This window comes from Marinobacter sp. (assembly GCF_041984545.1).
GTDB lineage: Bacteria > Pseudomonadota > Gammaproteobacteria > Pseudomonadales > Oleiphilaceae > Marinobacter.
Genome location: NZ_JBHIXV010000007.1, coordinates 107167 through 132989 on the forward strand (window position 1 = coordinate 107167; position 25823 = coordinate 132989).

Annotated in this window: 21 protein-coding genes and 1 tRNA gene; 13 read left to right on the forward strand and 9 right to left on the reverse strand. The window is 58.7% G+C overall.

Features of this window, described 5'->3' with window-relative positions; all coding sequences use genetic code 11:
* The first annotated feature begins 24 nt into the window (after positions 1-24).
* From lpxB to ACFC20_RS05360, 4 genes are all read left to right on the forward strand, one after another.
* A complete protein-coding gene (lpxB, locus tag ACFC20_RS05345) occupies positions 25-1185 on the forward strand; it encodes a lipid-A-disaccharide synthase (protein ID WP_375192114.1) in 1161 nt (386 codons plus the stop codon).
* Positions 1185-1868: a ribonuclease HII gene (gene rnhB / locus ACFC20_RS05350; protein ID WP_375192098.1), complete on the forward strand. Its 684-nt coding sequence runs from the start codon at positions 1185-1187 to the stop codon at positions 1866-1868. The genes lpxB and rnhB overlap by 1 nt, the downstream gene beginning before the upstream one ends.
* A 69-nt stretch (positions 1869-1937) precedes the next feature.
* A tRNA-Met gene (locus tag ACFC20_RS05355) sits at positions 1938-2014 on the forward strand.
* A 500-nt stretch (positions 2015-2514) separates the two neighbouring features.
* A complete protein-coding gene (locus ACFC20_RS05360; RefSeq protein WP_375192099.1) occupies positions 2515-2679 on the forward strand; it encodes a fibronectin type III domain-containing protein in 165 nt (54 codons plus the stop codon).
* A 28-nt stretch (positions 2680-2707) separates the two neighbouring features.
* Here the strand turns inward: ACFC20_RS05360 and ACFC20_RS05365 are convergent, their stop codons facing one another.
* The 4 genes from ACFC20_RS05365 to ACFC20_RS05380 all read right to left on the reverse strand — a co-directional run bounded on the left by ACFC20_RS05365 (position 2708) and on the right by ACFC20_RS05380 (position 9920).
* Entirely contained in the window at positions 2708-5275 is a 2568-nt protein-coding gene (locus ACFC20_RS05365) for a CHASE2 domain-containing protein (protein WP_375192100.1), read from the reverse strand.
* 33 nt (positions 5276-5308) lie between these two features.
* On the reverse strand, positions 5309-6943 hold the full coding sequence (locus tag ACFC20_RS05370; protein ID WP_375192101.1) for a FecR domain-containing protein: 1635 nt from the start codon (positions 6941-6943) through the stop codon (positions 5309-5311).
* A complete protein-coding gene (locus ACFC20_RS05375) occupies positions 6936-7670 on the reverse strand; it encodes a response regulator transcription factor (protein ID WP_375183413.1) in 735 nt (244 codons plus the stop codon). The genes ACFC20_RS05370 and ACFC20_RS05375 overlap by 8 nt, the downstream gene beginning before the upstream one ends.
* Before the next feature lie 66 nt (positions 7671-7736).
* Positions 7737-9920 carry a DNA topoisomerase 3 gene (locus tag ACFC20_RS05380; RefSeq protein ID WP_375183412.1) on the reverse strand — a complete coding sequence of 728 codons (2184 nt, stop codon included), beginning with the start codon at positions 9918-9920 and terminating at the stop codon, positions 7737-7739.
* 277 nt (positions 9921-10197) lie between these two features.
* Here ACFC20_RS05380 and ACFC20_RS05385 point away from each other — a divergent pair, with 277 nt between their 5' ends.
* Positions 10198-10551, forward strand: a complete 354-nt coding sequence (locus ACFC20_RS05385) for a BolA family protein (RefSeq protein ID WP_375192102.1) — start codon at positions 10198-10200, stop codon at positions 10549-10551.
* Positions 10551-11174, forward strand: coding sequence for an L-threonylcarbamoyladenylate synthase (locus tag ACFC20_RS05390; protein WP_091992137.1), 624 nt, complete (start codon positions 10551-10553; stop codon positions 11172-11174). The genes ACFC20_RS05385 and ACFC20_RS05390 overlap by 1 nt, the downstream gene beginning before the upstream one ends.
* A 9-nt stretch (positions 11175-11183) precedes the next feature.
* Here ACFC20_RS05390 and ACFC20_RS05395 read toward each other — a convergent pair whose 3' ends face one another.
* The gene (locus ACFC20_RS05395) at positions 11184-11849 is read right to left on the reverse strand and encodes a hypothetical protein (protein WP_375192103.1); all 666 of its coding nucleotides are present in this window, start codon (positions 11847-11849) and stop codon (positions 11184-11186) included.
* Positions 11850-11986: 137 nt separating this feature from the next.
* A complete protein-coding gene (locus ACFC20_RS05400) occupies positions 11987-12634 on the reverse strand; it encodes an MBL fold metallo-hydrolase (protein ID WP_375192104.1) in 648 nt (215 codons plus the stop codon).
* Positions 12635-12696: 62 nt separating this feature from the next.
* Between ACFC20_RS05400 and ACFC20_RS05405 the strand changes: the two genes are divergently transcribed.
* The 4 genes from ACFC20_RS05405 to ACFC20_RS05420 are packed head-to-tail and all read left to right on the forward strand — an operon-like array spanning position 12697 to position 18450.
* Entirely contained in the window at positions 12697-13479 is a 783-nt protein-coding gene (locus ACFC20_RS05405; protein WP_375192105.1) for a hypothetical protein, read from the forward strand.
* Positions 13472-16414 carry a hypothetical protein gene (locus tag ACFC20_RS05410; protein WP_375192106.1) on the forward strand — a complete coding sequence of 981 codons (2943 nt, stop codon included), beginning with the start codon at positions 13472-13474 and terminating at the stop codon, positions 16412-16414. The genes ACFC20_RS05405 and ACFC20_RS05410 overlap by 8 nt, the downstream gene beginning before the upstream one ends.
* On the forward strand, positions 16407-17834 hold the full coding sequence (locus tag ACFC20_RS05415) for a hypothetical protein (RefSeq protein ID WP_375192107.1): 1428 nt from the start codon (positions 16407-16409) through the stop codon (positions 17832-17834). Before ACFC20_RS05410 ends, ACFC20_RS05415 begins: the two co-directional genes overlap by 8 nt.
* Positions 17827-18450: a hypothetical protein gene (locus ACFC20_RS05420; RefSeq protein ID WP_375192108.1), complete on the forward strand. Its 624-nt coding sequence runs from the start codon at positions 17827-17829 to the stop codon at positions 18448-18450. Before ACFC20_RS05415 ends, ACFC20_RS05420 begins: the two co-directional genes overlap by 8 nt.
* Here ACFC20_RS05420 and ACFC20_RS05425 read toward each other — a convergent pair.
* From ACFC20_RS05425 to ACFC20_RS05435, 3 genes are all read right to left on the reverse strand, one after another.
* On the reverse strand, positions 18447-19064 hold the full coding sequence (locus ACFC20_RS05425) for an SCO family protein (RefSeq protein ID WP_375192109.1): 618 nt from the start codon (positions 19062-19064) through the stop codon (positions 18447-18449). The two genes, ACFC20_RS05420 and ACFC20_RS05425, sit on opposite strands and share 4 nt — an antisense overlap.
* Entirely contained in the window at positions 19061-19903 is an 843-nt protein-coding gene (locus ACFC20_RS05430) for a cytochrome c oxidase assembly protein (RefSeq protein ID WP_375192110.1), read from the reverse strand. Before ACFC20_RS05430 ends, ACFC20_RS05425 begins: the two co-directional genes overlap by 4 nt.
* A 99-nt stretch (positions 19904-20002) precedes the next feature.
* On the reverse strand, positions 20003-20902 hold the full coding sequence (locus ACFC20_RS05435; RefSeq protein ID WP_375192111.1) for a cation diffusion facilitator family transporter: 900 nt from the start codon (positions 20900-20902) through the stop codon (positions 20003-20005).
* A gap of 298 nt (positions 20903-21200) precedes the next feature.
* Between ACFC20_RS05435 and ACFC20_RS05440 the strand changes: the two genes are divergently transcribed.
* The 3 genes from ACFC20_RS05440 to ACFC20_RS05450 all read left to right on the forward strand — a co-directional run bounded on the left by ACFC20_RS05440 (position 21201) and on the right by ACFC20_RS05450 (position 24632).
* Positions 21201-22556, forward strand: coding sequence for a site-specific integrase (locus ACFC20_RS05440; protein ID WP_136629450.1), 1356 nt, complete (start codon positions 21201-21203; stop codon positions 22554-22556).
* A gap of 106 nt (positions 22557-22662) precedes the next feature.
* Positions 22663-22830, forward strand: a complete 168-nt coding sequence (locus ACFC20_RS05445) for an AlpA family transcriptional regulator (protein ID WP_197061313.1) — start codon at positions 22663-22665, stop codon at positions 22828-22830.
* A 548-nt stretch (positions 22831-23378) separates the two neighbouring features.
* Positions 23379-24632, forward strand: a complete 1254-nt coding sequence (locus ACFC20_RS05450) for a hypothetical protein (RefSeq protein WP_375192112.1) — start codon at positions 23379-23381, stop codon at positions 24630-24632.
* The last annotated feature ends 1191 nt before the right edge of the window (positions 24633-25823 follow it).

Consider the following 25823-nt stretch of genomic DNA (forward strand, 5'->3'; position numbering starts at 1 on the left):
TTGGTGACAGAACCCTCTCACGCAATGATCAGCCAGAGTAAACGGACCTTTGGCATTATTGCCGGTGAGGCATCGGGGGATATCCTTGGTGCCGGCCTGATTCGCTCCCTGCGGCGGCGCTACCCGAACGCCCGTTTCGTCGGTATTGGTGGCGAGGAGATGGTGGCCGAGGGTTTCCACTCCCTGGTGCCCATGGAGCGGCTTTCCGTGATGGGGCTGGTGGAAGTGCTGGGCCGTATCAGTGAGCTGTTCCGCATTCGGGCCCGATTGCTCGATTACTTCTTTACCACGCCGCCGGATGTCGTGATCGGCATCGATTCCCCGGATTTTACCCTTGCCATCGAGCGACGCTGTCGTGAGGCTGGCATCCCCTCTGTCCACTACGTGAGCCCTTCAGTGTGGGCCTGGCGGCAGAAGCGGATTTTCAAAATTGCGAAATCCGTGGACCTGATGCTTACCCTGTTTCCGTTTGAGGCCCGATTCTACGAGGAGCATCAGGTGCCTGTGGCGTTTGTGGGCCACCCGCTGGCCGACCGGATCCCGATGGAGCCCGATACGCTGGCGATGAGGGTCTCTCTGGGCATGAACCCCGAGGCGCCGGTTCTGGCAGTGCTGCCCGGCAGCCGCGCCGGTGAGGTGGAGCGACTGGGCACACTGTTTCTGGAGGCGTCCCGCTGGATTCAGGAAAAGCGGCCGGACCTGCAGCTGGTGATTCCCTGTGTGAACCGGGAACGTGAGAAGCAGGTGCGGGCCCTGGTGGACGCACTCGCCGTCAAGCTGCCTGTCACCATCGTGCGGGGACGCTCGCGGGATGTGATGGCAGCCTCCGATGTGGTGCTGCTCGCCTCCGGTACCGCCACTCTGGAAGCCATGTTGCTGAAAAAGCCCATGGTGGTGGGCTATCGATTGAGTGGCTTCAGCTATGCACTGGTCTCACGGCTGGTGAAGGTGCCCCATGTCGCGTTGCCCAATCTGCTTGCCAGGCAGCCGCTGGTGCCTGAGCTGCTGCAGGACGCCGCCACCCCGGAAAGTCTTGGTGCCGCCGTACTCGAGCGGCTTGAGAACACGGATGAGCGAGTGCGGCTGAAAGGGGCGTTTACCGAGTTACACCAGACCCTTCGGCAGGATGCCGATGAAAAGGCAGCCCAGGCCATCTCCGATCTGCTTGAGAATACAGGGCGATAATGGCCAGGGTTCCGTTGCCTCCGTTCGAATGTCGTTATACCGGATCCCTGCTGGCGGGCGTGGATGAAGTAGGGCGCGGCCCGTTGATCGGTGCTGTCGTTACCGCCGCGGTGATTCTGGACCCCGACAGGCCCATTGCTGGCCTGGCCGATTCGAAGAAACTGACTGAAAAGCGCCGAAACGCCCTGTATGAGCAGATCCTTGATCAGGCGCTGGCCTGGAGTATTGGTCGATGCGAGGCCCGGGAAATAGATGAGCTGAACATCTACCAGGCGACCATGCTCGCCATGGAGCGAGCGGTCTGCGGACTGTCGATTCCGCCGGAGTATGTTCTGGTGGATGGTAATCGTTGCCCCAAATGGCACTGGCCGTCGGAGCCGGTAATCAAGGGAGATAGTCGAGTTGAGGCCATCAGCGCGGCTTCCATTCTGGCGAAGGTGACCCGAGACAGGGAAATGGAAGCCCTGGAAGAGCGTTTCCCGGGGTTCGGGCTGGCCCAGCACAAAGGTTACCCGACGCCTGTCCACCTGGAGGCCCTGCGCCGCCTTGGGGCGACATCGGAACACCGTCGGTCCTTCCGCCCGGTTCAGGAGGTAATTGACCAGGTGGGTTGGTTTAGCGGTGGCCCCGCCGCTGAGTCCGAACCCGTTTTCCGGACCGATCTTTTCGAAGATATCGATTGACAGCCTCTCATCTAATCCTTAATATACGCGCACGTTGATCGGGGGTGCCCCGGCAACAACCAGTTTTGATGCGGGGTGGAGCAGTCTGGTAGCTCGTCGGGCTCATAACCCGAAGGTCGTTGGTTCGAATCCAGCCCCCGCTACCACTTTCGAAAAGCCCGCAACAGCGGGCTTTTTTATTTCCCGTCACCGCCCACCGATGCAATCTCACCTTCCAGTCTGCCCGTACAACTTCCGTAGCATGCGTGCGCCCCGTTCTGTCTTCTGCGGGCAAATTTTTGCCCGATAATTCAGAGACTTCCTTTGCTTTCTTACCGATTCCTGACGAGAAATTGACAATTTCGTAACTTGGGAAATGACGGGCTTCACATAGATAATTCGGTCTGTTTTGTAAAATTTTTAAAATTCGACGACATTTTGGTTCCAAATCCATATGAAGCGCGTCATTAAAATGTCAAAGGCATGGATTGCCGCGTGCATAGTAGGGATCGTTTTAACGGGCTGTGGGGGTGGAAGCTCCGGCGGTGGCGGGCAGGGTGCAGCAACCCTGAGCTGGACAGCGCCGCTAACCCGGGTGAACGGCGAAAGTATCCCGATGGGGGAGCTTGATAAGTATGTAATTCGCTATGGTCAGGATGCAGGGGACTTGACCAAGCAGGTGGTTGTCGAAAATGCGGCGGCCGAGGCTGACATGTCCTACCGGATCGGGGGCCTCGCCACGGGTACCTGGTACTTTACGATCCAGGTTCAGGACATTAATGGTCTGATCAGCGCCCCGTCTGAGGTTGTCAGCAAATCGATCAGTTCATGATTCACAGCCGGTTCGAGGCCGGCTCGCCTTACTGAAGCGGGTTTGCGATTGGCAGCTTCAGCGTAAACGCCGATCCATGCCCCGGGCTTGATGCCACCGAAATCTCTCCACGATGCTTTTCAACGACCGTTTTCACGAAGGACAGGCCCAGGCCTGTACCGTGAATGCCAGCGAGCTCTGTGCGTTTCTGGCGCCGGTAACGATCAAACAGATGTGGTAGCTCGTCTGGATCTATGCCGCTGCCCTCGTCGGCGATGGTGAGGCAGGCCTGATGGCCGGCCCGGAATACCTGAATGCTCACGGTAGACGCTTCCGGGCTGTACTGGATGGCGTTCGTCAAAAGGTTAATGACGGCTCTCTCCAGCAGTTCGGCGTTACCCTTCAGCCAGAGATCCTCACTGCCATGGAGCTGGATCTGGATCTGCTTCTCAACGCCCTGTTCACTGACGCTATCGCGGGCGTTCTCCACGATGGACAGAAACTCACATTCATAAAAGCGGGTTTCTGTTAATTGCTCGGCCCGGGCCAACTGAACAAATTCCTCGGCCAGATGATAGCTTCGCCGCGCCAGTCGGCCCAACTGGTCCAGCTGTTCCTGATCGATATGGCTCGGGTCACGCTTCAGTTGTTCGATCAGCGCAAGCTGAGACACCAGGGGTGAGCGCACATCATGGGAGATAAAGTCGATCGCCTCCCGGTGCTGTCGCTGCTGCTCCCGAAGTTCAGAGATGTCGGATATGTTGGCAATGATGCCTTGCTGGTCACCATCGGGCAGGGCGAAGGGCGCAAAGTGAATGAGAAAGTCCTTGTGGCGGATCTTCAGGTCCACTGTGCGGCTCTGCTGCAGGGTCAGGGTGTCGGATACGGTTTCATGCCAGGGTGGTGTCTCCCTCGGGTCGTGGCCCTCCAGCAGTTTGACCAGTGGCAGGCCGCCGAGGCTCGGCATCGGCTCCTGGAACCATTCCTCAATGTGGCCATTGGCGAAGCGAATCACACCCAGCTCGTCGGTCACGATAATGCCATCCGGCATGTGCTCGAAGCTGCGCCGAATAAACTCCTGCATGTGATTGAGTCGCTCGGTAGCCAGACGGACCCGCTCGATCCGTGCCGAAATGTTCTCCCTTGGCCTGGACGAGTGCGATGTCTGTGCCGGATCTTCAAGGCGCAGCCTGCGAAGGTAACGCTGGATGGCCTCACGACCAAGGTCGTTCGGTAATAACAGCCCTAGATGGTAACGGGTACCGCCCCGTAGCAGTCGGATCCAGCTGCGGTTGCTGTCGTGATGCCAGTAGCCCGGTTCGAGGCCGGCCGGGATGTCATCCGGTACCAGCCCATTCGCAGCAAGCAGCTCGTTTTCCTCCATGAGCAGCCAGCCCTCCGGCCTCAGCAGGGCCCGGAAATGCTCCAGGAGTTGGGTCGGATGGCGGCCCGCCGGGGCAGGAAGGGAAACCTGCGGGCTTCGCGCCAGGTCGTCCAGTTGCCGGTTCAGGAAGCGATTGGTCATGGCCAGTCGGAGCCCGCTGGACACCGGAAGGGCCAGCAGTGGAACCAGCAGTGCGTTGGCTACGGGAAGCCACCAGCCCAGCCGGAACAGGCCGAACAGAAACAGACCGAGGAGCAAAAGCGCCGCCGCGCCGCAGGCGAGCAGGGTGCGTGCCGGCCGCATCCTGGGCAATACCGCTGCCAACGTCAGGATGGCCAGGGCTGTCAGTAGGGCGGCGGCCCAGGGTGGAGCCGTGCGGATCAGCAGTCCCAGTTGATGGGCAGAGAACACATTGGCGTGAAACTCGACCCCCGACATGGGCCGGCTCAGCCCGGAGAACGGTGTGGGCAGAATGTCACCGAAACCGGCGGCGGTGGCGCCGACGAACACCGTTTTATCCCGGAACAGTTCCGGTGAGGGTGGCTGGTTGAGAACCTCCGAATAGGAATAGGCGGGAATAGAGCCTGCACCCCCGGCAAGGGGAACGGCCCGATAACCGGATCGGACGTTCACATAGGCAGGTGCATCCGCCGTTGATACCCGGTCCGGCTCGGCGCCGGTCACCGCCAGGGAAAGACTGGGCCACAGCTTCTGACCCATCCCGTTGTAGAGATACAGGCCGCGGGCTACCCCGTCACTGTCCAGCTCCACGTGAGCGTGGCCCAGGCCGGCAGCGGCACTGGCGAGCGGGTCGACAGGCAGTTGTTCCTGCAGGAGATAACGGGAGGTCGGCGGAGACAGGTAAACCGGAAGGAAGACATTGCCGTGTCGCCTCATCGCCTTTGCCAGTAATGCGTCGTCGGGGGAGGGCTCTGAAAACAGGATGTCGAACACGATGGTCTTCGCGCCGGCCTGGTGGAGTTTGGAGACCAGCTCCGCATGCAGGTTCCTCGGCCAGGGCCAGCGCCCAAGATGACCCAGGCTCCGCTCATCAATGGTGACCAGCACCACGTCGTCTGAGATCCGGGGAGGGGCAGAGGTTATGGCCTGGTCGTAAAGCCAGAAGTCCAGGCGTTGCGGCAGGGCGCTGATCTGAACCAATAGTACAAGGGTCAGCAGGATCAGGCCCAGGGTCCAGGGGGTTGTTCGTATTGGCAGCCAATCCCGGTTCATGAGTCCTGCTGTGTGTTTCGGTCGATCAACGGTTTATTCCAGGTACAGTTCCCTCCCGGGTCCCCACCGGCTTTCCAGTGGGCCATCAGAAAGAGCTTTCAGGCGCACAAAATACCGCCTTCCGGGAATCAGACGCAAGGCTGCAGTGGTATCAGAGAGCGTCGCTTCCTTGATGATATTGTTGAATCCCGGCTCCTCAGAGAGCTGCAGTCGGTAGTCTGTGGCGGTGTCGACCTTCTCCCAGAATACCCGCACCTGGCTATCGATGTAGTTAACGCTGATGATTCGAACGGGCGGCAGGCTGCCGTTCACCACCAGTGTGCGCGCTTCGGTGGTGGCCACAGAGTTACCACCGGCCTCGGTAACCACCTGCCAGTAATATTTGCCCGGCCCCAGTGGACGCGAAGGCAGGGCGGTGTTTTCGGGTGCCCACTCGCTGGTGGTGATCAGATTGCTGAAATTCTGGTCCGCGGCAATTTCAACCCGGGCGACTTCGTTCTGGCCCTTGAGTTGCCAGCGGAACTCCGGCATGTCGTCGTTCACGGTCTCGCCATCGTTCGGCGCCACAAGGCTTGCAGCGCGAGCCTGAAGATCCACCTCTACCGGCACCACGCCCGGCATGCCGGCAATGCCACGGCTGTCGAGTGCTGCCAGATGAATCTCGTAACGGCCGTTGTCCAGAAGCCCGATGTCGAATGAATTTTCGGCGGTGGTGCGACTTTCCACCCAGCGGCCGCTCTCGGTCTCAAAGATATCGATGCGGTGCCGTGGCGCCCGGCTATCCTGCCATGTCATGGTCGATGGCAGGCTGGTGAGCGTGGCGGGCAGGGGGTTGATCTGTGGTGCCGGTGGCAACCGCCGGATGCTCAGTCCGGCCCGGTCACCAGTGGACAGGCTGGCTCCGAAGCCGGCCGGGATACGGCGAACCTTGCCGGGTGCCCCGAAATCGACGGTGCCTTCCGTCACCTGCAGGCTGCTACCGTTGCTCGATGTCTGAAGGGCGAAAACGGTGCCTCTTACTGCGGCCACGGCTGAGGGTGTCTCGATCTCAAAACGGGCACCGCCCTCCATAACGGGCTTAACGCGGGTGTGGACTTCACCCCGGTCAAGTCTCAGGCGGGTATCTACCATGCCGGCCTTGCCGTACTGGGTCAGGCGATTGAAGATGAGGCGGGAGTTGGGTGAAATCCGGACCTCGGAGCCGTCCGCCAGTTCCACCGTCGCGGTACCGGAGGCTGACAGAATTTCGTCACCCACCCGAATCAGAGCGTTTTCGTCCAGCGGCATCTTCCGGCCGGTGCTGGCGGAGATTAACTGAACCGTGCCGGACACGGAGGTCGCTTTGGCGGGCTGAGGTTGGCGTTTCAACCAGGAAAGCGGAATGCGAACACTGTCGCCGGCAGCCAGGGTGGCTCCGTTGCTGATTCTGTTGTACTGCAGCAGTCGTGCGCCGGTGTATCCGTTAGCGAGCAGCTCGTCGGCTACCTCCCGAAAGCTCTCGCCCGGACGGAGCGTGTAGATCCACTCGGGCATCTGATTAGCGGAAGCGGTATCGGTCTGCCCCGCCGATCCGCGGGTAACGGAAAGCTCGGCGCCTGCCGGGGCCGACCCCAGTGCTATCAGGGCGGAGACCAGCAGGGCAAAAAGCCGGGTGGTGCGGTCAGTCATTGGCTGCCTTCTGAAGTTCCCCGTCTTCGACCGCCGGCGCCGGCGTTTTCATGGCCTCCAGGCGGTAGCCGCGCTGATAGATGGTCTTGATGCGAAATCCATTTTCCGGATTCAGGCCCAGCCTCCGGCGCAGCCGGCTCATGTGGGTGTCCACAGTGCGTGTGTTGATGTCCCTGGCCAGCCCCCAGACACGCTCTAGTAGCATTTCCCGGGTCAACAGTCGCCCCTGGTTCTGGAACAGGAACAGGGTCAGGTCGAAGTCCTTGTCGGTCAGGGTTAGCTGAGTGCCGTGCAAGGCAATGGTGCGCTGCTGGGTGTTGATTTCGAAAGGGCCGTAGCGCAGCACTTCCTTGTCGCTGTCGGGATTGGAGCGTCGGGCCAGCGCATTGATTCTGGCGACCAGTTCGGCGGCCCGCGCCGGTTTCGCGAGATAGTCATCGGCGCCAGCGTCCAGGGCCCGAACGATGTCGGTCTCGCTGTCCCGCTGGGTCAGGAACAGGACCGGAATCGGCCAGTTCAACTGCGCTCGCACATTCTCGAGAACGTCGATGCCGGTCATGTCCGGTATCTGCCAGTCGAGGATCAGCAGATCGTAACTTCTGTGCAAAACGGCGCTCAGAAAATTCTGGCCGGTTGGAAAACTGTCACAGTGGTGACCACGCTCAGACAAAATTGCCTGAATGTGCTGTGCCTGTTCGGTTTCATCTTCAAGCAGAGCAATGCGCATCGACCGTCTCCAGGAAAAGAATGCGTCGTCGAATTATCACAAAATGTGGATCCGGGTTCAGTTTCGTTATGTAGTCTTGCGTAAACGCAGGGCCGGCCTGCCGTTGTCGTCATCAACTGTTTGTCGGCAGGCAGGAAAATTACTGCAGCCCCAGAACCAGCCTTTTTTCCCCTGGCGCCTGACCAGGGGCGAGAAACAGTGGGGGCAGGGTACCGGTTTCTGGCCGGTTCCGTCCTCGGGCCGAGTTTCTTCGATGGGGCGGGTGCCGCGACATTGCGGATAGCGCGTACAGGCATGAAATCGCCCGAATTTTCCGTCTCGCTCGCGCATGGGTGCGCGGCATTTTGGGCAGTGAGGGGAGGACGTTTCGGCGAGGTTGCCGGGGAGCCCTGAAGGAGCGGCGGCCTGACCTTCCGGTCGGTCCATTAGCGCCCGGATCTCCTCCTTGAGCGTTTCAAGGAACTGCCTTGGATCACCCTCGCCACGCCGGATGGTTTCCAGGGTCGCCTCCCACACCGCGGTGCGGTCGGGCTTGCTGACCGATTCCGGCAGGGCGCCGATCAGGGCTTTGCCCTTGTCGGTGGCTCGAATATGCCGGCTGTCCCGGTAGAGGTAATCCCGCTTGAACAGGGTATCGATGATGGCCGCCCGCGTAGCCTCGGTGCCCAGGCCATCGGTTTCCCTGAGGGTTTTTCTGAGCTCCGCATCGCTTACGAAGCGGGCAATGTTGGTCATGGCCGACAACAGGGTGGCGTCGGTGAAATGCTGGGGCGGCTGTGTCTTGCGTTCCGAAACGTGGCTGTTCTCGCAGAATACCGGTTCGCCTTTCTCCAGTCGTGGAAGCGGCGCTTTGTCCGGCTCGGCGCGCTGTTCGCGGAGTTTCAGTTCCAGCGCCTTCCACCCGGGCTCCAGCACGGCGGTTTCTGTGGCACGGAACTGATGATCGGCCACGCGAACGGTCAGCCTGCCTTCACGGTGTATGGCATCGGCGGCAAACTGCATCAGATAGTAGCGGCTGATCAGGCCATAGATGTTTTCCTCGGCCTGGGTCAGCTTGCCGTTAGGTGCCGGCCGTGTGGTCGGGATGATGGCGTGGTGGGCATCCACCTGCTTGTCGTTCCAGGCGGTGGTTTTCCGGTCAAAGTCTGCTGCCTGGCAGGCTTCACTGAGGGCTGGCGCAACCCGCGCTATGGCGCCAACCACCTGTTCCCGTTGGCTATAATGGCCCTCAGGCAAGTAACGGCAATCGGACCTGGGGTAGGTGATCAACTGGTGGCGTTCGTAGAGATTCTGGGCGGTATCCAGCACCTCTTTGGCGCCCATGCGGAACAGCCGTCCCGCTTCAATCTGCAGGGCTGACAGCGACAAGGGCAGGGGCGGCGCTTCGGGGCGATCCCGGAAGCGGGATTCAGTAATGGTGCCGGGCCGGCTCTTGATACTCTCGGCAATCTGATCAGCGACTTCCCGGCTGAGTAGCCGGTTTTCCTCGTCCAGGTGTTCGCGAAACTGCTCGTCTGGCAGCCATCGGGCGTTGAACGGCTGAGTGTCGGCCTCTTCTTCCTGGGCTTTAAACGTGCCCTCAATGCGGAAATAGGGTCTTGGCTGGAAGTTTTCGATGGTGTTGTCGCGCTCCACCACCAGTCCGAGCACCGGGGTTTGTACCCGGCCAACGGAGTAAACGCCTTGTTCGCCCTGTTGCTGGTAACTGAGGGTGTAAAAGCGCGTAAGGTTGAGGCCGTACAACCAGTCTGCCCGCTGGCGCGCCAGGGCGGAGTGGGACAGGCGCCGGAATTCCCGGTTGTCGCGCGGGCTCTGGATGGCGCGGGCTACCGCCGCTGGCGTGAGGTCATTGATCAGTATCCGCTGTACCGGAACGCTGGCCCCGAAATAGCGGAGCACTTCGTCCACCAGCAGTTGGCCTTCCCGGTCCGGGTCGCCGGCATGCACGATGGTCTGGGCCTGGCGGATCAGCGATTCGAGCACCTTGAGCTGCTGGCGCACGCTGTCCTTGGGCATGACCTGCCATTGATCCGGGAACATGGGCAGGTCCTCCTGCCGCCACTTTTTCCAGGCCGGGTTGTAGCGGGCCGGTTCGGCGGGTTCCAGCAGATGGCCGATGCACCAGCTCACCGTAGCCGAGTTCTCCCCGTCGCCACAGCGGATCCAGCCCTGGCCCTTCTGATGCGGGCCGGGGAGGGCGGCGGCTATGGCGCGGCCGAGGCTTGGTTTTTCGGCGATGTAGAGGTGCATGGGGTTTGGGTGTTGGTGAATCGGGATGGGAATGTGGCGCTTTGGCTTTGTGGTGTCAAGGCTCTCCGGCTGGGGTTGTCATGTATAGTAGACTGATAGGTGTGGTGGAGGCGGCTGTGGCGATGGCTTTGCCAAAAGACGCCGTGAACCCATCCCTGGGGGCTTGGTGTTGCCATCCCTGGCAACACACACTTCTGGCAAAGCCATCGCCACACCCGCTTCTGACAACGTGCTATTCGCCTCGTTACTGCAAATACCGAGGCAGGAGTATTAAGACATGAAGATCCAGAACGCCATTGAAACCAAACTGAACGACGCGTTCGACGCGCAGGTGCTTCAGGTGGAGAACGAGAGCCACAAGCACAGCGTGCCGCCGAATTCGGAAACCCATTTCAAGGTGACCCTGGTGTCGCCGGAGTTTGAGGGGCAGATGAAGGTTCGGCGGCATCAGGCGATTTACAAGGTGCTTGCCGAGGAGCTGGCCGGGCCGGTGCATGCGCTGGCTCTGCACCTGTATTCGCCGGAGGAGTGGCAGGCCACCGGGCAGGCGGCGCCGGAGTCTCCGAATTGTATGGGCGGGTCCAAGAAGGATCCGGCGATGGCGGCGCGCACCGCTCAGGGAGAGAGTTGATGAGTCAGTTTTTCCAGATTCACCCGGAGACGCCGCAGAAGCGTCTGATCAATCAGGCGGTGGATATCCTGCGGCGGGGCGGGGTGATTGTGTATCCCACGGATTCCGCCTACGCCATCGGGTGCCACCTGGGTGACAAGCAGGCGGCCGATCGGATCAAGAGGATTCGTCGGCTGGACGACAAGCACAACTTCACGCTCGTGTGCCGGGATCTTTCGGACATCGGGGTGTATGCCAAGGTGGACAACACCCAGTACCGGCTGCTGAAAAATTTCACGCCGGGGCCCTACACGTTCATCCTGGATGCCACCAGCGAGGTGCCTCGGCGGCTGCTGCATCCGAAGCGTCGGTCTGTCGGCGTTCGGGTGCCCGATAACGCCATTGTTCAGGAATTGTTGGGCGAGTTGGGCGAGCCGATCATGAGCAGTACGCTTATCCTGCCCGGTGAAACCGAGCCGATGACCGATCCCTACGAGATCCGGGATACCCTGGAGCACGAGCTGGATCTGATCATCGATGGCGGTTTCTGTGGCCTGGAGGCCACCACGGTGGTGGACTTCACCGGGGACGTGCCGGTGGTCACCCGGGTTGGTAAGGGCGATCCGGCACCCTTCGAGGTGTGAGCCGGCCGATCAGGCCCGGGCGTTCAGGTTGAACGCGTAGCTTCGGGCGTTGCCCGCGGCTTCCAACTGTTCCGCGCTGGCGGTGCGGCGCAGGGTGTCGTAGCGGTGCACCAGGTCCTGCAACCCGTTGAACTGCTCGTTCTCGCTTATCAAGGTGTCCAGAAGCGGGTTGTTGACGCCGTAGGCCTGGTTCAGTTTGAGCGCGTTGTCCATGAAATGGAGCGTGGGTTCGTTCATGCTCAGCCGGCTGAAGGCCTCACGGAAACTCCGGTTCACGTTGAGGTCGTTTTCAATCAAGGCCCGGGTTTTATCCGGGATGTTTCCTTCCACCGCAATGTTGCCGGAATCGTTCTTCGCCACGCTCAGGGCGGTTGCCGGCGGCAGGTTGTACTCGGCAAGTTTGTGCCGCAGCGTTTCCCGAACAAAGGCAAGGTCCTGCCCCACCGTTTGCTTGTAGTCGGCCATGGCCAGCCTGCGTGCTTTCAGCCGAGCCAGGTCCGCCTGGCTGTTTTCCGAGGGTGTGAACCGGTCATCGCCGGGTGAGGGCTCAACCTCTACCTTCGCGCCTCGGGCCTTGTCCGGCGCGGCTTCCTGGCCGGTGGCCGGAGCCTGGCGTTTTTCCATGGCCTGCTGGAACTGGGTGCTCGCCCGGATCAGGGAAGTCAGTAGGGACATGGATGGCTTTCCTCCTTCGGCGCGCCGGATTGCGGCGACCGGGAAATCTGCGTTGCACATTCGGGTTCTCCCGAAGGTAATGCAGATTTCAGGCCAGAATGGAAAGAAAGCGTTTGAATGCTTGGGGCAGTGGTCGGTCAGCCCCGATGGTCAGAAACGAACGGGTTGGTTTTCCGCTCCTGCCCGAAGGTGGACATGGGCCCATGGCCGCAGATGAACTGCACATCGTCGCCAAGGGCGAAGAGCTTTTCCCGGATGGACCGGATCAGAGTGTTGTAGTCGCCTTTGGGAAAATCCGTGCGGCCGATGGAACCGTTGAACAGTACATCGCCCACCTGGGCCAGTTTCGAGTCGCGATGGAAGAACACCACGTGGCCCGGCGTGTGGCCAGGGCAATGCAGCACCTCGAGAACCTCATTGCCCACGGTGACGGTGTCGCCGTCCTCAAGCCACCGGTTCGGCCTGAAAATCTCCGGTGCCGGAAATCCGAACATCTGTGCCTGCATGGGCAGGCCCTGAATCCAGAAATCGTCTTCCCGATGCGGGCCCTCAATGGGCAGGCCCGAGGCCTTTGCTAGTTCGGCGGTGCCGCCTGCGTGGTCAATGTGGGCATGGGTGAGCAGGATTTTCTCCATCGTCACGTCCTCTTCTTCTACGGCGGCCCGGATGCGTTCCAGATTGCCGCCCGGATCCACCACGGCTGCCTTCATGGTTTCCGTACACCACAGCAGGGTGCAGTTCTGTTCGAAGGGCGTTACGGGAATCACTCGGTATTTCAGGGACATCACCTGCCTCACGCTGTAGACTTTTGCGCAAGTTTAACAAGGTATGAGGGGAAGGTGAGCCATTGAACGGTTACCTGCAGAAAATCGCCCAGGGACAGGCAATCAACTACGAGGCGTTCTTGCGGCAGCTGCCTGAAGCCTTTCGCCGCCGGCATCGGGAAATTTTCAGTCCCGAGAAGGTTGGCGCTAACCGTTGGCTCATTACAGTTCTGGATGAACCTGCGTTCGCAGAACTATGCCAACAGGCGCCAGCACCGGTGAGCCGAGTTGATGCCGCCAGGAAAGGCGACTCTCACCGCCACGGCACCGATGTGAGTTTTCTCCTTGTCTACCACCAAGCGATGTCTGGGCAGCGACCGGATTCGGTGGTGATTGCCGGGAACTCTACGGATATAGGCTTTACACCAGCAAATCAGGTGCTGGTGGTGGAAAACGAGCGCAATTTTTATCACTACCGGCAGATGCTGGGGTTCGGTAGTGAGTGTCTTGGCGAGGCACTTGACGTGGCAAATTGCGATGTCGTGCTCGGAGGTGGTAACCGAATCAACCGGGCGGAAGTCCTGGGCTGGCTGAAAAGTTACGACAGGGTATTGTGTGCCTTCGATTACGATGTTGGCGGCCTGCAGATGTATGCCTCCATGTGCTCCGTTCTTCGACTCAAAGCCTGCTTCCTGCAACCCAGCGACTGGCAGCCTTGGCTCGCCCGGTTCCGTAAAACCCCAGACACGACTGAAAGGTTTACAAAGGCCCTCACGCTGGCGGAAGATCTCGGGTTTACGACCCTGGCGCAGGCCTTCCGGACCACCGGCAAATTCATGGAACAGGAGATGATTCTGGATGAGTGATTCACAGGCGAGCGCAAGCACTTTTACCTTCGGCATTCGCCGCCTGGTGCTGGTGGACTCTGCCGGCTTCTGTTACGTGGAAATTCCGGTGGACAACCACGGTCTGATTCTGGGGCCGGGCAACCTGGGCAAATCCAGCCTGTTGAACTCTTTGCGCCTGTTCCTGTTGCCGGAAAACAACTTCAAGAACAGCCGCAAGAAATTCGCCTTCCGGAACGCGAGCGCGGGTAGCTTCTACACCAACGAGGAAAGCTATCAGCACTATTTCCCCAGCCAGTTCAGCTTCCTGATTATGGAAGCGGAAAACCCGGCGGGCACCCATTGCCAGATCCTGTATCGGGACAACGCCAGCCAGCTCAGCTATGGCCGGGTCTTTGTGCCTGTGAGCTACGACCAGCTGCGGCCGCTGTTCTGGAACGGCGATGATGAAGACGGCATTGGCCAGGCGGTGCCGGAACTGTCATTCAGTCGGCTGTCGGAGGCGCTGAAAAAACTGTCGAAAGAGACGAAACTGGTCAACGATCCGACCAAACTGAAGTCCATGCTCTACAGCAGCGAGCTGATGAACGCGGATGCGGTACGCTATTCCGTGTTGCCCCTGGGCGAGTCCGACGAGCGCCGGGTGCAATCGCTGCGTACGCTGATTTTGCTGCTGTTCGAGATGAAAGCCGACGATCAGGCCATGGCCAATGCGGTGGCCAGCATCATCGAGGCGGACAAGAAGTTTGCCGACGACGCCTTCGATTTCAACATAGACGATTTCCTGAATCGCCACGATCAGCTTAAAGAGCAGCAAAGCCAGCTCAACCGCATCGAGAAAGAACGGCCGCGCTTCGAAAAGCTGAACCGCGACTACCAGGCCTACCAGACTCTGCTGCGCAGTCAGCACGAGTTCGCCGCCTTCCGAGATGGCGTGACCAACGCCCTGGCCGACATTGCGGCCAAACGCCGGGTGGCGCTCGAAGCCTACAACGAACAGAACGACACCCTGCGCCATGTATTGCAGACCCTGAAGAAGCTGGAACAGGAGGCCAGTGGCTTGAAGGGCGAGATCCGCTCTGCCGAACGACGCATCAAACAGGCGGAACAGAACCAGAAAGATGGCGAACTTCTGGTCTCGCAGTATGGTGATATGACGCTCCAGGAAATTGCGGAGATCCAGAACGAGGAACTGGAAGGCAAGAGAGGCCACCTGGCGGCCCTTAAGAGCGCCGCCCAGGCCGAGATTCGCCTGGAGCAGATCCAGCGCAAGAAGCAGGATCTGGAGCGCCAGCTTGAAAGCCTGAAAGACCGGGAAAGCAAACAGCAGTGGCAGCTCCAGAACCAGCTGGATGAAGCCACCGCTGCGCCCCTTCGGGCCGTTGACCCGAGGCTGATGATGGCGAGCCCGGGCCAGGATCTGGATTCGGACAGCAAGGCCACCATTGAAGCCTTCGCCCGTCTGTTTGCTCCCAACGAGCGCGGTTTTGACTGGTTTGATATCGAATACCAGGGCCAGCCGGCCCGACACACCAACTTTGCCGAGCAGCGCCAGCACATCGAAGGCGAGTTGAACGGGCTTGAAAAAGAGCGCTCGGAACTGGCCGATACCGCGAATCAGGAACACGACCGGCCCCGGCTGATCGAGCGCACGGAGAAAGAAATCCGGTCAATAGAGAAAGACCTGGAAACGCTTCAGCGCTACCCGGGGGCCGCCTCCACGTTAAAAGATGCCGTCGAGGAGAAACAGGCAGCGGAAGAACAGCTTGCCAAACTGGACGAGCAGGCCCGGCTGGAGCAGGAAAAGCAGGACGCGGTGCAGCAAAAAGCCGCCAAGGCAAAAGCGGAGAAAGACCGCGTTGAAGAGCGGGAGCGCGAGCTGGCAGCCCTGAGCAAAAGCGTCGGCACGGTGGAACACCGTTTCCCGCACCTGAAAACGGTGGAAGCGGAGCAGCCGGTGGACATTGAGCGCGTGTCGGCCGCCGCCTTCGACGACCTGCAAACTCAGCTGGACGATCTTGAAAAACGCCGGCTCGCCATCCTTGGAAGCCTCAACCAGTTTATCAACTTGGGAATCCACGAAGATAAAGACGGCGAGCTGCAGAAGGACAGCCCCGCCACCTCGGTGATCCGCGAAACCTTCAAGAGCCTCGCAGACCTGTTTGCCGGTATGTCCGAGCGTTGGCGGGTACTGGAAGAGCAGGTGTCGATTCACAACGAAACCGTCGCCAGCTACCGCCAGGCCCTGAAATCCAACCACGAACACATCGCCCGCTTTGAAGCCCAGCTCAACCGGGAGCTGGACGGCGTGCGCATCAACGATCTGGTGGAAATCCGGGTGGATATCCACACCGACCCGAAATTCCGCAACCTGGTGGAAGAAGCCAACAACATCGACCCCTACGGCAACCAGCTGCAGTCCGACGCCTTCTACGATCGCCTGCGAGTGTTTGTGGCGGATTTCTTCGGAGAGCACGGCGGGAGCAAGCGCCTGACCATGGACAAGGTGATCACCGGTATTTCCTACCGCACCCGCAAGGAAAACGCCGCCAACCTGGACAAGAAGGGCCAGTCCACTTCCACCACCGCGCTGATTAACCTGGAGCTGGTGTACCGGTTGCTCAAGCGGGTGCTTTACCCGGGCATACAGCTGTCGTTCCCCATGGTGCTTGATGAACTGGCCAGTGTGGATATCAGCCAGATGCCGTCTTTGCTGGAGCGCTTACGCAAACAAGGTTTCAACCTGTTCTCCGCGGCCACCCACAGCGCCAGTGCCGAAGTCATCTACCTGATTGGCCGGCATCTGGAAGTAGGGCAGATGCGCACCGCGCGGCCCTACAGCAAGGAACGCACGCTGGTATTCTGGGGCGGCGCCGAAGGTTTTACCGGCGGAGAGGCCCTGAACCACTGGGCCGACCACACCCAGAACAGCCTGCTGGAGCCGGTGGATGAGTAAACGCTTCAGCACCCTGGACACCACCCGGCTGCTGTTCGAGCACCCGAAGATCCTGTTCCGGATGATCGAGCGCATGGACCGCAACGAGGCTCGCTACATTCTGGAGAGCGATCTGGTGGCCGAGGTGATGGACTACACCCGCGGCCTTGGCAAGGCCGACCGGGAGCGGGTGCGGCTGGCGCTAAATACCGACAACCTGTTTCGCGGCGGCCTGATCATCGACATTATCAAGGCGGAGGGCGAGCGTCGCCTGGTGTTCCAGGACGCGCTGATCAACCTGATGCGGGCGTGCAACGCCTCGCTTTACCAGGAGCTGACCGATGCGCGGCTTCGCGGCCACCTCGTGACCCTGCGCGATGTACGAGACCGCCTGGAGACCAGCAGCTTCAGCGATGCGGACCCGGACTATACCGAACTGCGGGAGGACTTGAACGAGCGAGTCAGCCAGCTGATCGGCCTGCTGCGCCAGAACGTGCTGCGCATGCAGACCATCAGCGCCCAGCTGGCGGACCTCTCCGGCGATGCCAGCCGGGCACCGGAAAAGTACCTGGAGTTTCGCCAAAACCTGTTCGAGCAGATCGTCACCCTGTACGAGCGGCACATCAAACCCACGCTGGTGTTCCTGAACCCGGATACCCGGCTGCCCGATGGCAGCAACCTGTTCGAAACTCTGGAAGCCATGGTGCGCCAGCTGGAAAGCCACGACGACCACAGCCTGGCGGACCAGCTGTTCCGTTCTTCCATCAGCCTGAACGCCCTGTACAAGCCGATTCAGGCGGTGGCCCAGGAGGTGGAGCACTTCCTGCGCAAGACCCGCCGGGGCATGGCCCAGTACAACGCCATGGAACACTTCTACGGCAAACTGCGGGCATTGAAAGACGACACTGAAACCCTGAGTCTGCGCCGTAAATGGCTGGAAGGCGGGGACTTTGCCCGCAGCACTGGGTTCCTGGTGGGCCTGCGGGCGCAGCAGCGGCCCAAACACTATGCGTTTGGCGAGTCGTCCAGCTATTACCAGCTGTTGTTCAGCGAACTGGACCTGCGCCTGAACGACCTGCGTCGCAAAGCCGAAGTGCCCGTGCTTGAAGAGGTGGCCGGCAGTGGCCGGGAAAGCCGAATCGATGTCCAGCGCATCAACCAGTTGTACCAGTGGCTGGAAACGCTCGAATTGCGGCCCACCGCGGACCTGGTGAGGGAGCTCCACGGGCGACTGGATGGTTTTATTCCCGGCTACCGATTCCCGGATTTGCTAGCGGCCCTGAATCGACTGGTGAATGCGCCGCCAGAAGGGCTACAGGTGATCACCACCAACCGCTTCCGAACCCTGGAACAGGCGCCGGAAGGCGAGCAGTTCGTGTACCGAAAACGCCGACTTGAAACCGACCCTACCGAATCGAAACAAGAGCCAGATCATGCCTGAATTGTCAGAAACCGAGGAGTTGAGGAACACCTCGGAGGCCCCAGAATCCGTGAGCTTCGACGAGATCCTGCCCGCGCATAGCGCGGCCGTTTATCGCGAGTTCCAGGCCGGCCGGGTGATCGTGCGGGACGTATGGGACAGCAATCGCTCGGAGCTGCGGGCCAATCCGCTCTACAACCTGCTGTATAACCACCTCTCTCATTTCCGGACATTCTACGAGCACCTGGGCAGCGAACTGGTGTTCAACGAGACCGGTGCTTTCTTCTTCCTGAAAGAAAGCAGCGACGACGAGAGCGAGGAGCACGACGAAAACGCCTTCCGCGTGCAAGTGGTGTTGCTGCTGATTGGTCGCTACTTTGCCCGAAGCGGCCGGGACCTCGAGTACCTGGGGCGGGCGGATGCCGGCTTGAAAGGTCAGGACCTCGCGGCGCTGGCCGCCGATGAGGAGTATCAGGACATCCTCAGGGCGGCCCGGTTCGAGAAGGGGATGACAGAGGCGCTGGATTACCTGGACAAACGGAACCTGCTGTTCAGGGCAGGGGCGGATCGGTGCTTCCTGAGTTCGGCGGGCCTTTATTTTCTCAACGAGCTGGTACGCGAATACGAGCAGAGCTAGCCTTCGGTTGCTAACAGCTGTAGATCCTCGCTAATCTTGGAGGCGCTGGTATCTGGCCGGATCAGGAGGCGTGCAGCACCGTCCCGGTCGAACACGTAAACAGCGCTGCTGTGGGAGACATTGTAGTTGCCCTCGGCGTCCGGTTCATCGTAGCCAAAGGTGGTCCGGTAGCGCTTTGCCAGCTCCCGCAGTTGCGGCTCGGTGCCGGTGAGCCCTTCAATCCGGTCCCCGAAAAAACGCACATACTCTTGCAGTCGTTCCGGTGTATCCCGTTTCGGGTCTACGCTCACGAACAGTGTCTGCACATCCTCCTGAATCGGGTCGGGCAGGCCCCTGGTGGCCTGGGAGACTTTCTGCAGGGTGGTTGGGCACACGTCCGGACAGGACGTGAATCCGAAGAACAGCAGGCGAATCTGGCCGGCGGACTTCTCCTGGCTGACCGGCTTGCCTTCATCGTTCACCAGTTGAAATTCCAGGTCTGGCATCAGTCCGCTGATGTCCTTGCCATTCCAGTTCTGGCTCGAATCGGAACAGCCAGCCAGGATCACCAGCGCGGCCATGGCCACTGTCAGCCACAGGCTTCGCGTGTATCTGCGGAGGCTTGCTGCCGTCATTGTGGGAGCTCCTGTTGTCGCGCGGCCAGCGAGTTGTACCTGTCATCCTCCTGCATCGCCCGCCTCAGAATGATCAGGATACCCACGATGCTCATCATCGCCGGCGGTATCCAGGTGAGTAGCCCGCCAAAGAGCTGGTCGGTTTCCGGGGCCATGGGCCAGGCCCGGCCGCACACCTCGTAGACGTCGTAAACCATGCTTCGCGAGAACACGATCATGGCGCCCAGGATCATCTGGGGAATCGCTACCAGAGCCAGAATGAGGATGCGTTTGCCGTGGCCGAGTGCGTTGGTAACGGTCGGCGAGCGGGGATCAAAAATCAGCCACCAGAACAGCAGGCCGTCCAGCAGCATGCTCCAGTTCATCACCCAGTAAAGCGAGCGGCTGAGCATGGCATCGAAGTGAATCGGTGGCCACAGCCAAAAGTAGATCAGCCCCACAAACAGTACGGGCGCGATGACAGGATGTTGCAGCCAGCGGTACGCCACGCCCAGAGGCCTAAGCCAGGGTAACGCCGGGCCGGGTATGCGCCGGGACCAGAAGCGCAGGATGGGCAGCGGGTTGGAGAGGGCGATCAGGATCGGGCCCAGATGGTGCAGTACCAGATGCTGGGCGCGATGCACGAAGAACATGTATTGAGAGTAGTAATCGAAACGGGTCTGCATCACCCCGTAACAGAGCAACACGCCCAGAACAAAGGTGACAATCCGCCCGGAGCCCGGCCGCTCGGTTTCCGGCATGCGAATCAGCGCCACGCCATACAGCGCCAGCACCAGCCCGAATGAGAGAATGGTGATGGGAGAAAAATCGTACGGCAACAGGTAGTCGAAGGCTGTCATGGTACGTCCATCAATACATCAAGCCACGAAGGTAGCCTATCAAAAGTCTCAGCTCCAGCCAGATTGCCCCTGGCCCTGGCTGGCGCACCGGGATCAACATCAACAATGGCCACCACTGGGACACCCGCTGCCATTGCGCTCCCACTGGATGGTGGTGTGATGAATATCGAATTCGCGACGTAACACCGACGCGGCTGTCTCGAGGATCTGGTCGTCACCGGCCGGGTCCGGCTTCACCAGATGGACTGTCAGCGCCGTTTCTGTGGTACTCAGGGGCCAGATATGAAGGTGATGGACAGACTGGATGCCCGGCAGGTTTTCAAGGCGCTCCTGAACAGTGGCGGGATCAATTCCCTTGGGCACGGCATCGACTGCAAGCGTTACCGAGTCCTTGAGCAAATGCCAGGTGCCTACAAAGATCACGGCGGCAATCACCAGGCTGACCGCGGGGTCAATCCAGGTAAGGCCGGTAAACATCAGAACCGTGCCGGAAATCACCACCCCCACCGAGACCGCGGTATCCGCGGCCATGTGCAGGAACGCCCCGCGAATGTTGATGTCGCCTTTCTGTCCCCTGATGAACAGCAGCATGGTGGCGCCGTTGATAACAACGCCGATACCGGCGACCACGATCACCGTGAGGCCCGCAACGTCTGACGGATTGCTCAGCCGCTGGATGGCCTCCCAGGTAATGCCGCCCACGGCGGCAATCAGGAACAGGGCGTTGAACAGCGCGGCGAGGATGGTTGTTTTCTTGAGCCCATAGGTCCGGCTGTAGGTTGCCGCCTTACTGGCGAGCCAGCTTGCAAGCCAGGCCATGATCAGCCCCATCACGTCACTCAGGTTGTGCCCGGCATCCGCAACCAGCGCCAGTGAGCCGGACAGCACGCCGTACACCGCTTCAATCACCACGAACAGGGTGTTGAGAACAACCGCGAGGGCGAACGAGCGATTATGGGTATCGAAATGATGGCTGTGGTCGTGATGGTGGTCGTGCATGGTTACCCCTTGGAAAATCAGCGATGGCCATGTTTTAAACCCTGTAGTAACTATAGGGTCAAATGGAAACGGTCGTCGAAGGGGGCGGCGGTTTGGAGGGATGGTACCCCCGGCAGGTTCCACACTAATGTCCCAGTTAGTCTCAGAACGCCCCATATGGTAACTAACCAACTGTTTTTCAAATAAAATAATTGTACGATTTGATTTTGGTGGTATCGTTGAGTAACAAGTATGCCCATCTAACGACAGGTGTTTTGAGGGGTAGGATGATGGGTAGATTGAAAGGTGGAGCTAGACGATGCCAAAAAAAGTGCCTGAAATGAGTCCCGCTCAAGTTCGCAATCTACGCCATGGGGTGGTGAAAAAGGACAGTAAAACGCGAAAAGCTGGAGAGCCTTGTGTTGCTTATCACAGGGTGGGTGGGGTAGACGGTCTAGTTTTGCAATGTCGTCCGCCAGCGGCTGGACAGGAAATCGGCTCACGCTCTTGGCTTCTGGTCACGACGGTGGGCCTACGTCGTCGCGAGATTGGCCTGGGAGGCTATCCCGATGTGAGCCTAGGAGAGGCGCGAGAGCAGGCCCGCCAGAAAAAGGAGGAAATCCGTAATGGCGTAGATCCCGTTGAACAGAATCAAGAGCGAAAGGCCAGAGACCGTGAGCGTCAGCGGAAACAAGTCACCTTCGGAGAGCTCGCGGAGGAATATTACAAGATTAAAGAGGTGACTTTTCGCGGCAAGAACCCGCAGCGGCAGCGAAACCGCTTACGGAAGTCAATTGATCGATGTCTAGGGGAGATTGGTGATACCCAAATCGGCGACCTCACCGTTGAGGACGTAGTACGAGTTCTGAATCCGCTATGGACCACCCAAACACCAACGGCCACCAGAATTCGTCAGACTATTGCCCAGGTCTGGAAGCTGGCGGCATCTCGCAACTTGGTTTCCGGGAAGAATCCTGCAGATTGGGACGACAATTTGGATGGCTGGCTGCCACCGGCAAAGCGTATCCATCACACTAAGCATAAACCTGCGATGCGGCATCATGACTTGCCTGAGTTTATGAAATTCCTGCTGGAGCGAGACACGATACCCGCCCGCGCACTGGAGTTTCAAATACTGACTATCGCCAGGCCGACAGAGGTTCAGTTTGCTGAATGGCCGGAAATCAATCTCGACGAGGGAACTTGGACGATCCCAGGCTCGAAAATGAAGAACAGAAATCCGAATGAGCTCCACGTGGTGCCTCTGGTGCCGCGGGCAATAGAAATCCTACGGAGCATGCCTCAGTCGGGCCGTTACGTATTTCCGGGTTATAAAGGAAAAGAGCAGATTAGCGAGAACGCGTTGAACAACACGGTGAAGGCAATTCATCAAGAGTCTCTGAAGTCTGGCGGCAAAGGATTTATGGACCCTCGGTATAACAAGATCGCGTGCGCCCATGGAATGAGAAGCTGCTTCAAAAATTTTGCTGCAGCTAGGACAGATTTTGATGATGTGGTCTCCGAGCTCAGTTTGGCGCACCTGGACAGCGATGAGACCCGAGCAGCTTATCTGAGCGAGCAGATCTTGGATCGTCGCCTTCAACTGCTCAACGCCTACTCCAGGTATGCATACACAGGAAAATTGCCACGGAAACGCCAGCGCAAGGATTATTAACCAAAAATCCGGAGTTTCTGCACTTTTCTGGCAATTACACGCGCCAACCGGTCCTTGTTACCGATTAACTTATTGAGTACCAATTAATCGGAATGAGGTACATAACGTGTTCTACAGCATCAAAGAAGTCAGCGAGCGTTACGGGGTTGCTCCCAAGTCCATTTGGCGTTGGATTCGCGAAGGGCGCTTTCCGAAACCGCTCAAACTTTCACCTAAAACCGCTCGTTGGCGCGAGGCCGACTTGCAAGCTTATGAGGAGGGCCTCAAAAAGTAGCGGTCTGAAAATCTCGATTGGCCATAATAATGCTAATGGCGGGTTCTGTTCGTTTCGAACCCGCCACACAGTACCGCTCTTTTCATCGCATCATGATTTTTCCGGCCTCCGGTGGCCCTGCTATTCCGGAACAGCGGGTGTGTTGGCGGGAAGCAAGCACGCTGTTTCCTCTCCCTCTCAGTTCGACGCTGTAGTGCCAGTTTCTCTCGTTGAATCTCGTCCTGATGTAATTGCTGCTTGAGTTGGCGTAATACCGCTTTGGCGTTCGATGCGTTGCGAAGCTGGCGGGCCAAATTCCTGCATGCCTCCGCGTTGCCTGCTCGGGCACCCCTGGCGAGTGCCAGAAGGTGAGGGAGGTTCTTGGGTTCCAATATGCCGGTTTTCATGCGTTCGTTCCTCAGGTTTTATTGTTGGTTGACCTTCAGCAACATTGATTTATCGACGCTTCAAAGCCTAGTGGAGGATGATGGCCATAAACCTTTTGAAATGTGATCAAATGTGGCAGCGTCTGAATTCCAGGGTTTTGTCGCCACTTTATCGAGGAGCATATGAAGAACAGAATCAGAGTTACACTTCCGCCACTCGATGTGTTCTTCCTGCCGCACGTGTCTGATTTTCTGCGAATCGCGCTCGGCGACTCAGGTTCGTTTCCCCGGTTGGTAAAGACAATGGCGAATGCTGCCGGGGTTGAGGCACCGCATCTGAACACGTTAAAGAAAGCTGAGCAGCAGCCAGTAACGCCCAGCACCGCGATGAAAATTAAACGCGTCTGGCGCGCAAGTATTCCCGACAAGCAATTCCTGGAATCAATCGAAGCTGCAGTGGAGCCATGGAACGGCCTCCAACTTAAGAACAATGGCTCCTCGTGGGTAGCTGCACTGGCGGGTGCTGACAAGTCGAAAATTGGCTCGGCCCTCAAAGGATCCAGGGTAGCCAGCTTCCTTGAGCAGCGGATGGCCCAAGAGAAGGCTTTTCTCGACTGGGTCAAACAGGAGACCAGCCGACAGCCGAATAAACAGCATAACCCCGTCGTCTGGATTCGACGCGGGCAAGAGTTCTTGAGGGAGCACACCCTGGTGGATCCGGAACTCATCTCCTTGATCGCCGAGATCGACCACACAACCAGAAATCCAGAAAGCGTAGAGTGGCTTCGGGGGAAGTGCATACTGCGAGTGGTTAACCACCAACTGCGAGTTGATTTCTACTACACTCTGCTTTGTGAGTTGGCTTTGGATGTGGCCGATTATCTTGTTGCGCATGGGGCGTATGAAACGCACAAACAACAGTTGGTCGATCAGGGATTTGTGGGAGATATTGCTCCCCTAGCATCGGCTCAGGAAGCTCCATCAGAAAGGGACAGACCCTTAATTCGGCTATTTGAGGTTTGGAAACATCAATTGTCTGCGCTTAATGGTTGTGACTTCAGCTATAGACGAATGGCCAGCTACTTGCCTTTGCCCGGAGACTGCTCTGAGGAAGAGTTTGCTTCTCGTGCATTTGAAACCCCTGCGGATCATAAGTACGGAAAGCTGAAGCGCTGGCGCAAAGGCACGATTCCCGATTTATCCGATTTTGAAACATTCATTGCCAGGCTCTGTGCTGGCCACGACTCAGACCATTATCTGGCGTGGATGAAAGCTCAGGTTGCGCTGGCATGGGGGCGATTGATCGATGAGGAAGAAGATGCCCTTGCCTCAATTGCCACTACGCATCCAGATCTTCAATGTTTCAACGCCATCGGATCCTACAGCACATACTGGAACTGTTATCAAAAACAGGCCGCCGACATTTCAGCGGCCTGATCTTGCATCGCTATTTACCCTTGGAAGGGGCGTTCCCTCGGCCTCCTCCAGATGGCCGGCCGGTTGTGCTTGGCCAATTGCCACCCGGATGACCGTTGGAGGGGCGAGAGCTACCTTTACCTTTTGACATAGGAATCTACTCCAGTTCTTGAGTTTGTTTTAAGGGGTTGCATCGTGAGCCACTATTGTTTGGTCAGATGCCAACCCGTTTGGTAGGGGCATTCATATACCCGCAAATGAATGTGGTTTTCGCAACCAATGATCTTTGCCCGAGCCTCTGCTCCCACCTTAGTTGAATACAGCTCCTTGGTTTCTCCGTCGCTATCGGTGCAGAACTCGCAGGGTTTACTGGGTGTGTATCGCTCCTTGGGGGTTAAATGCCAATGTTGGCATTGAGGACACCGGTAATATGTGAAATCTTGACCGTAGAACAGGCTCGCGTGGTCGGAAGCGCTCCAAGCCTCATATTCACAGTCGTAGGCTGCCAGTGGTTTGCCTGTTCGTTTGCTGACGCAACTGTCGAATGTGTGTCTCATCGGGTACTCCAGTTCAGATTGTGGATTTGCGTTTTCCAGGCAATGAGCTCTCTCATCACCTAAAGCGATCATCGGAAATCTGAACTGGCGCGGGGAGGGGGCTCGGCCTGTGAAATTTTCCAAAGAACCCCACCCGAACAATCGGAGGATCGTTTATCGACGATTTCGTGACCTCGTTTTCGTGACTCGTGAAACCACTCGCCGCCCTCCGCGTGTCCGGTCTTGGATCAGCCCAAGGCGACCGAACCAATGCCGCTCTTTCCCGAGAGCCTTAATCATGAGTCGCATGGCACGGGTGTAATCAGCCATGGTTGACGGAGCGAAGCCCTCATTGTCGAACCAGGCGTACTTGAGGTACTCCATGTGTTTAAGCTTAATCTGGTTGCAGTACCGAACCGCCGGAAACTGGGCCTCAATAGCATCAGCCATCGTCTGAATGCGTCTTACTGTGCGGCTTTTGGTCGACTCAGAGGCGTCTTCGTGCCACTTGATATTCTTTGTAATGTCCCGAATGTTCATCAGTAGCCCCCGATATAAGAAGAGGCTACCTGAGGACGCCCATGCCCCAGGACACGAGCGACCTTTTCACGGGCGATGCGAGAGTTATGGTGATTTCTGGTGTATGGAAGCAGGTTGAAGGGGTGGCGTATCCTGT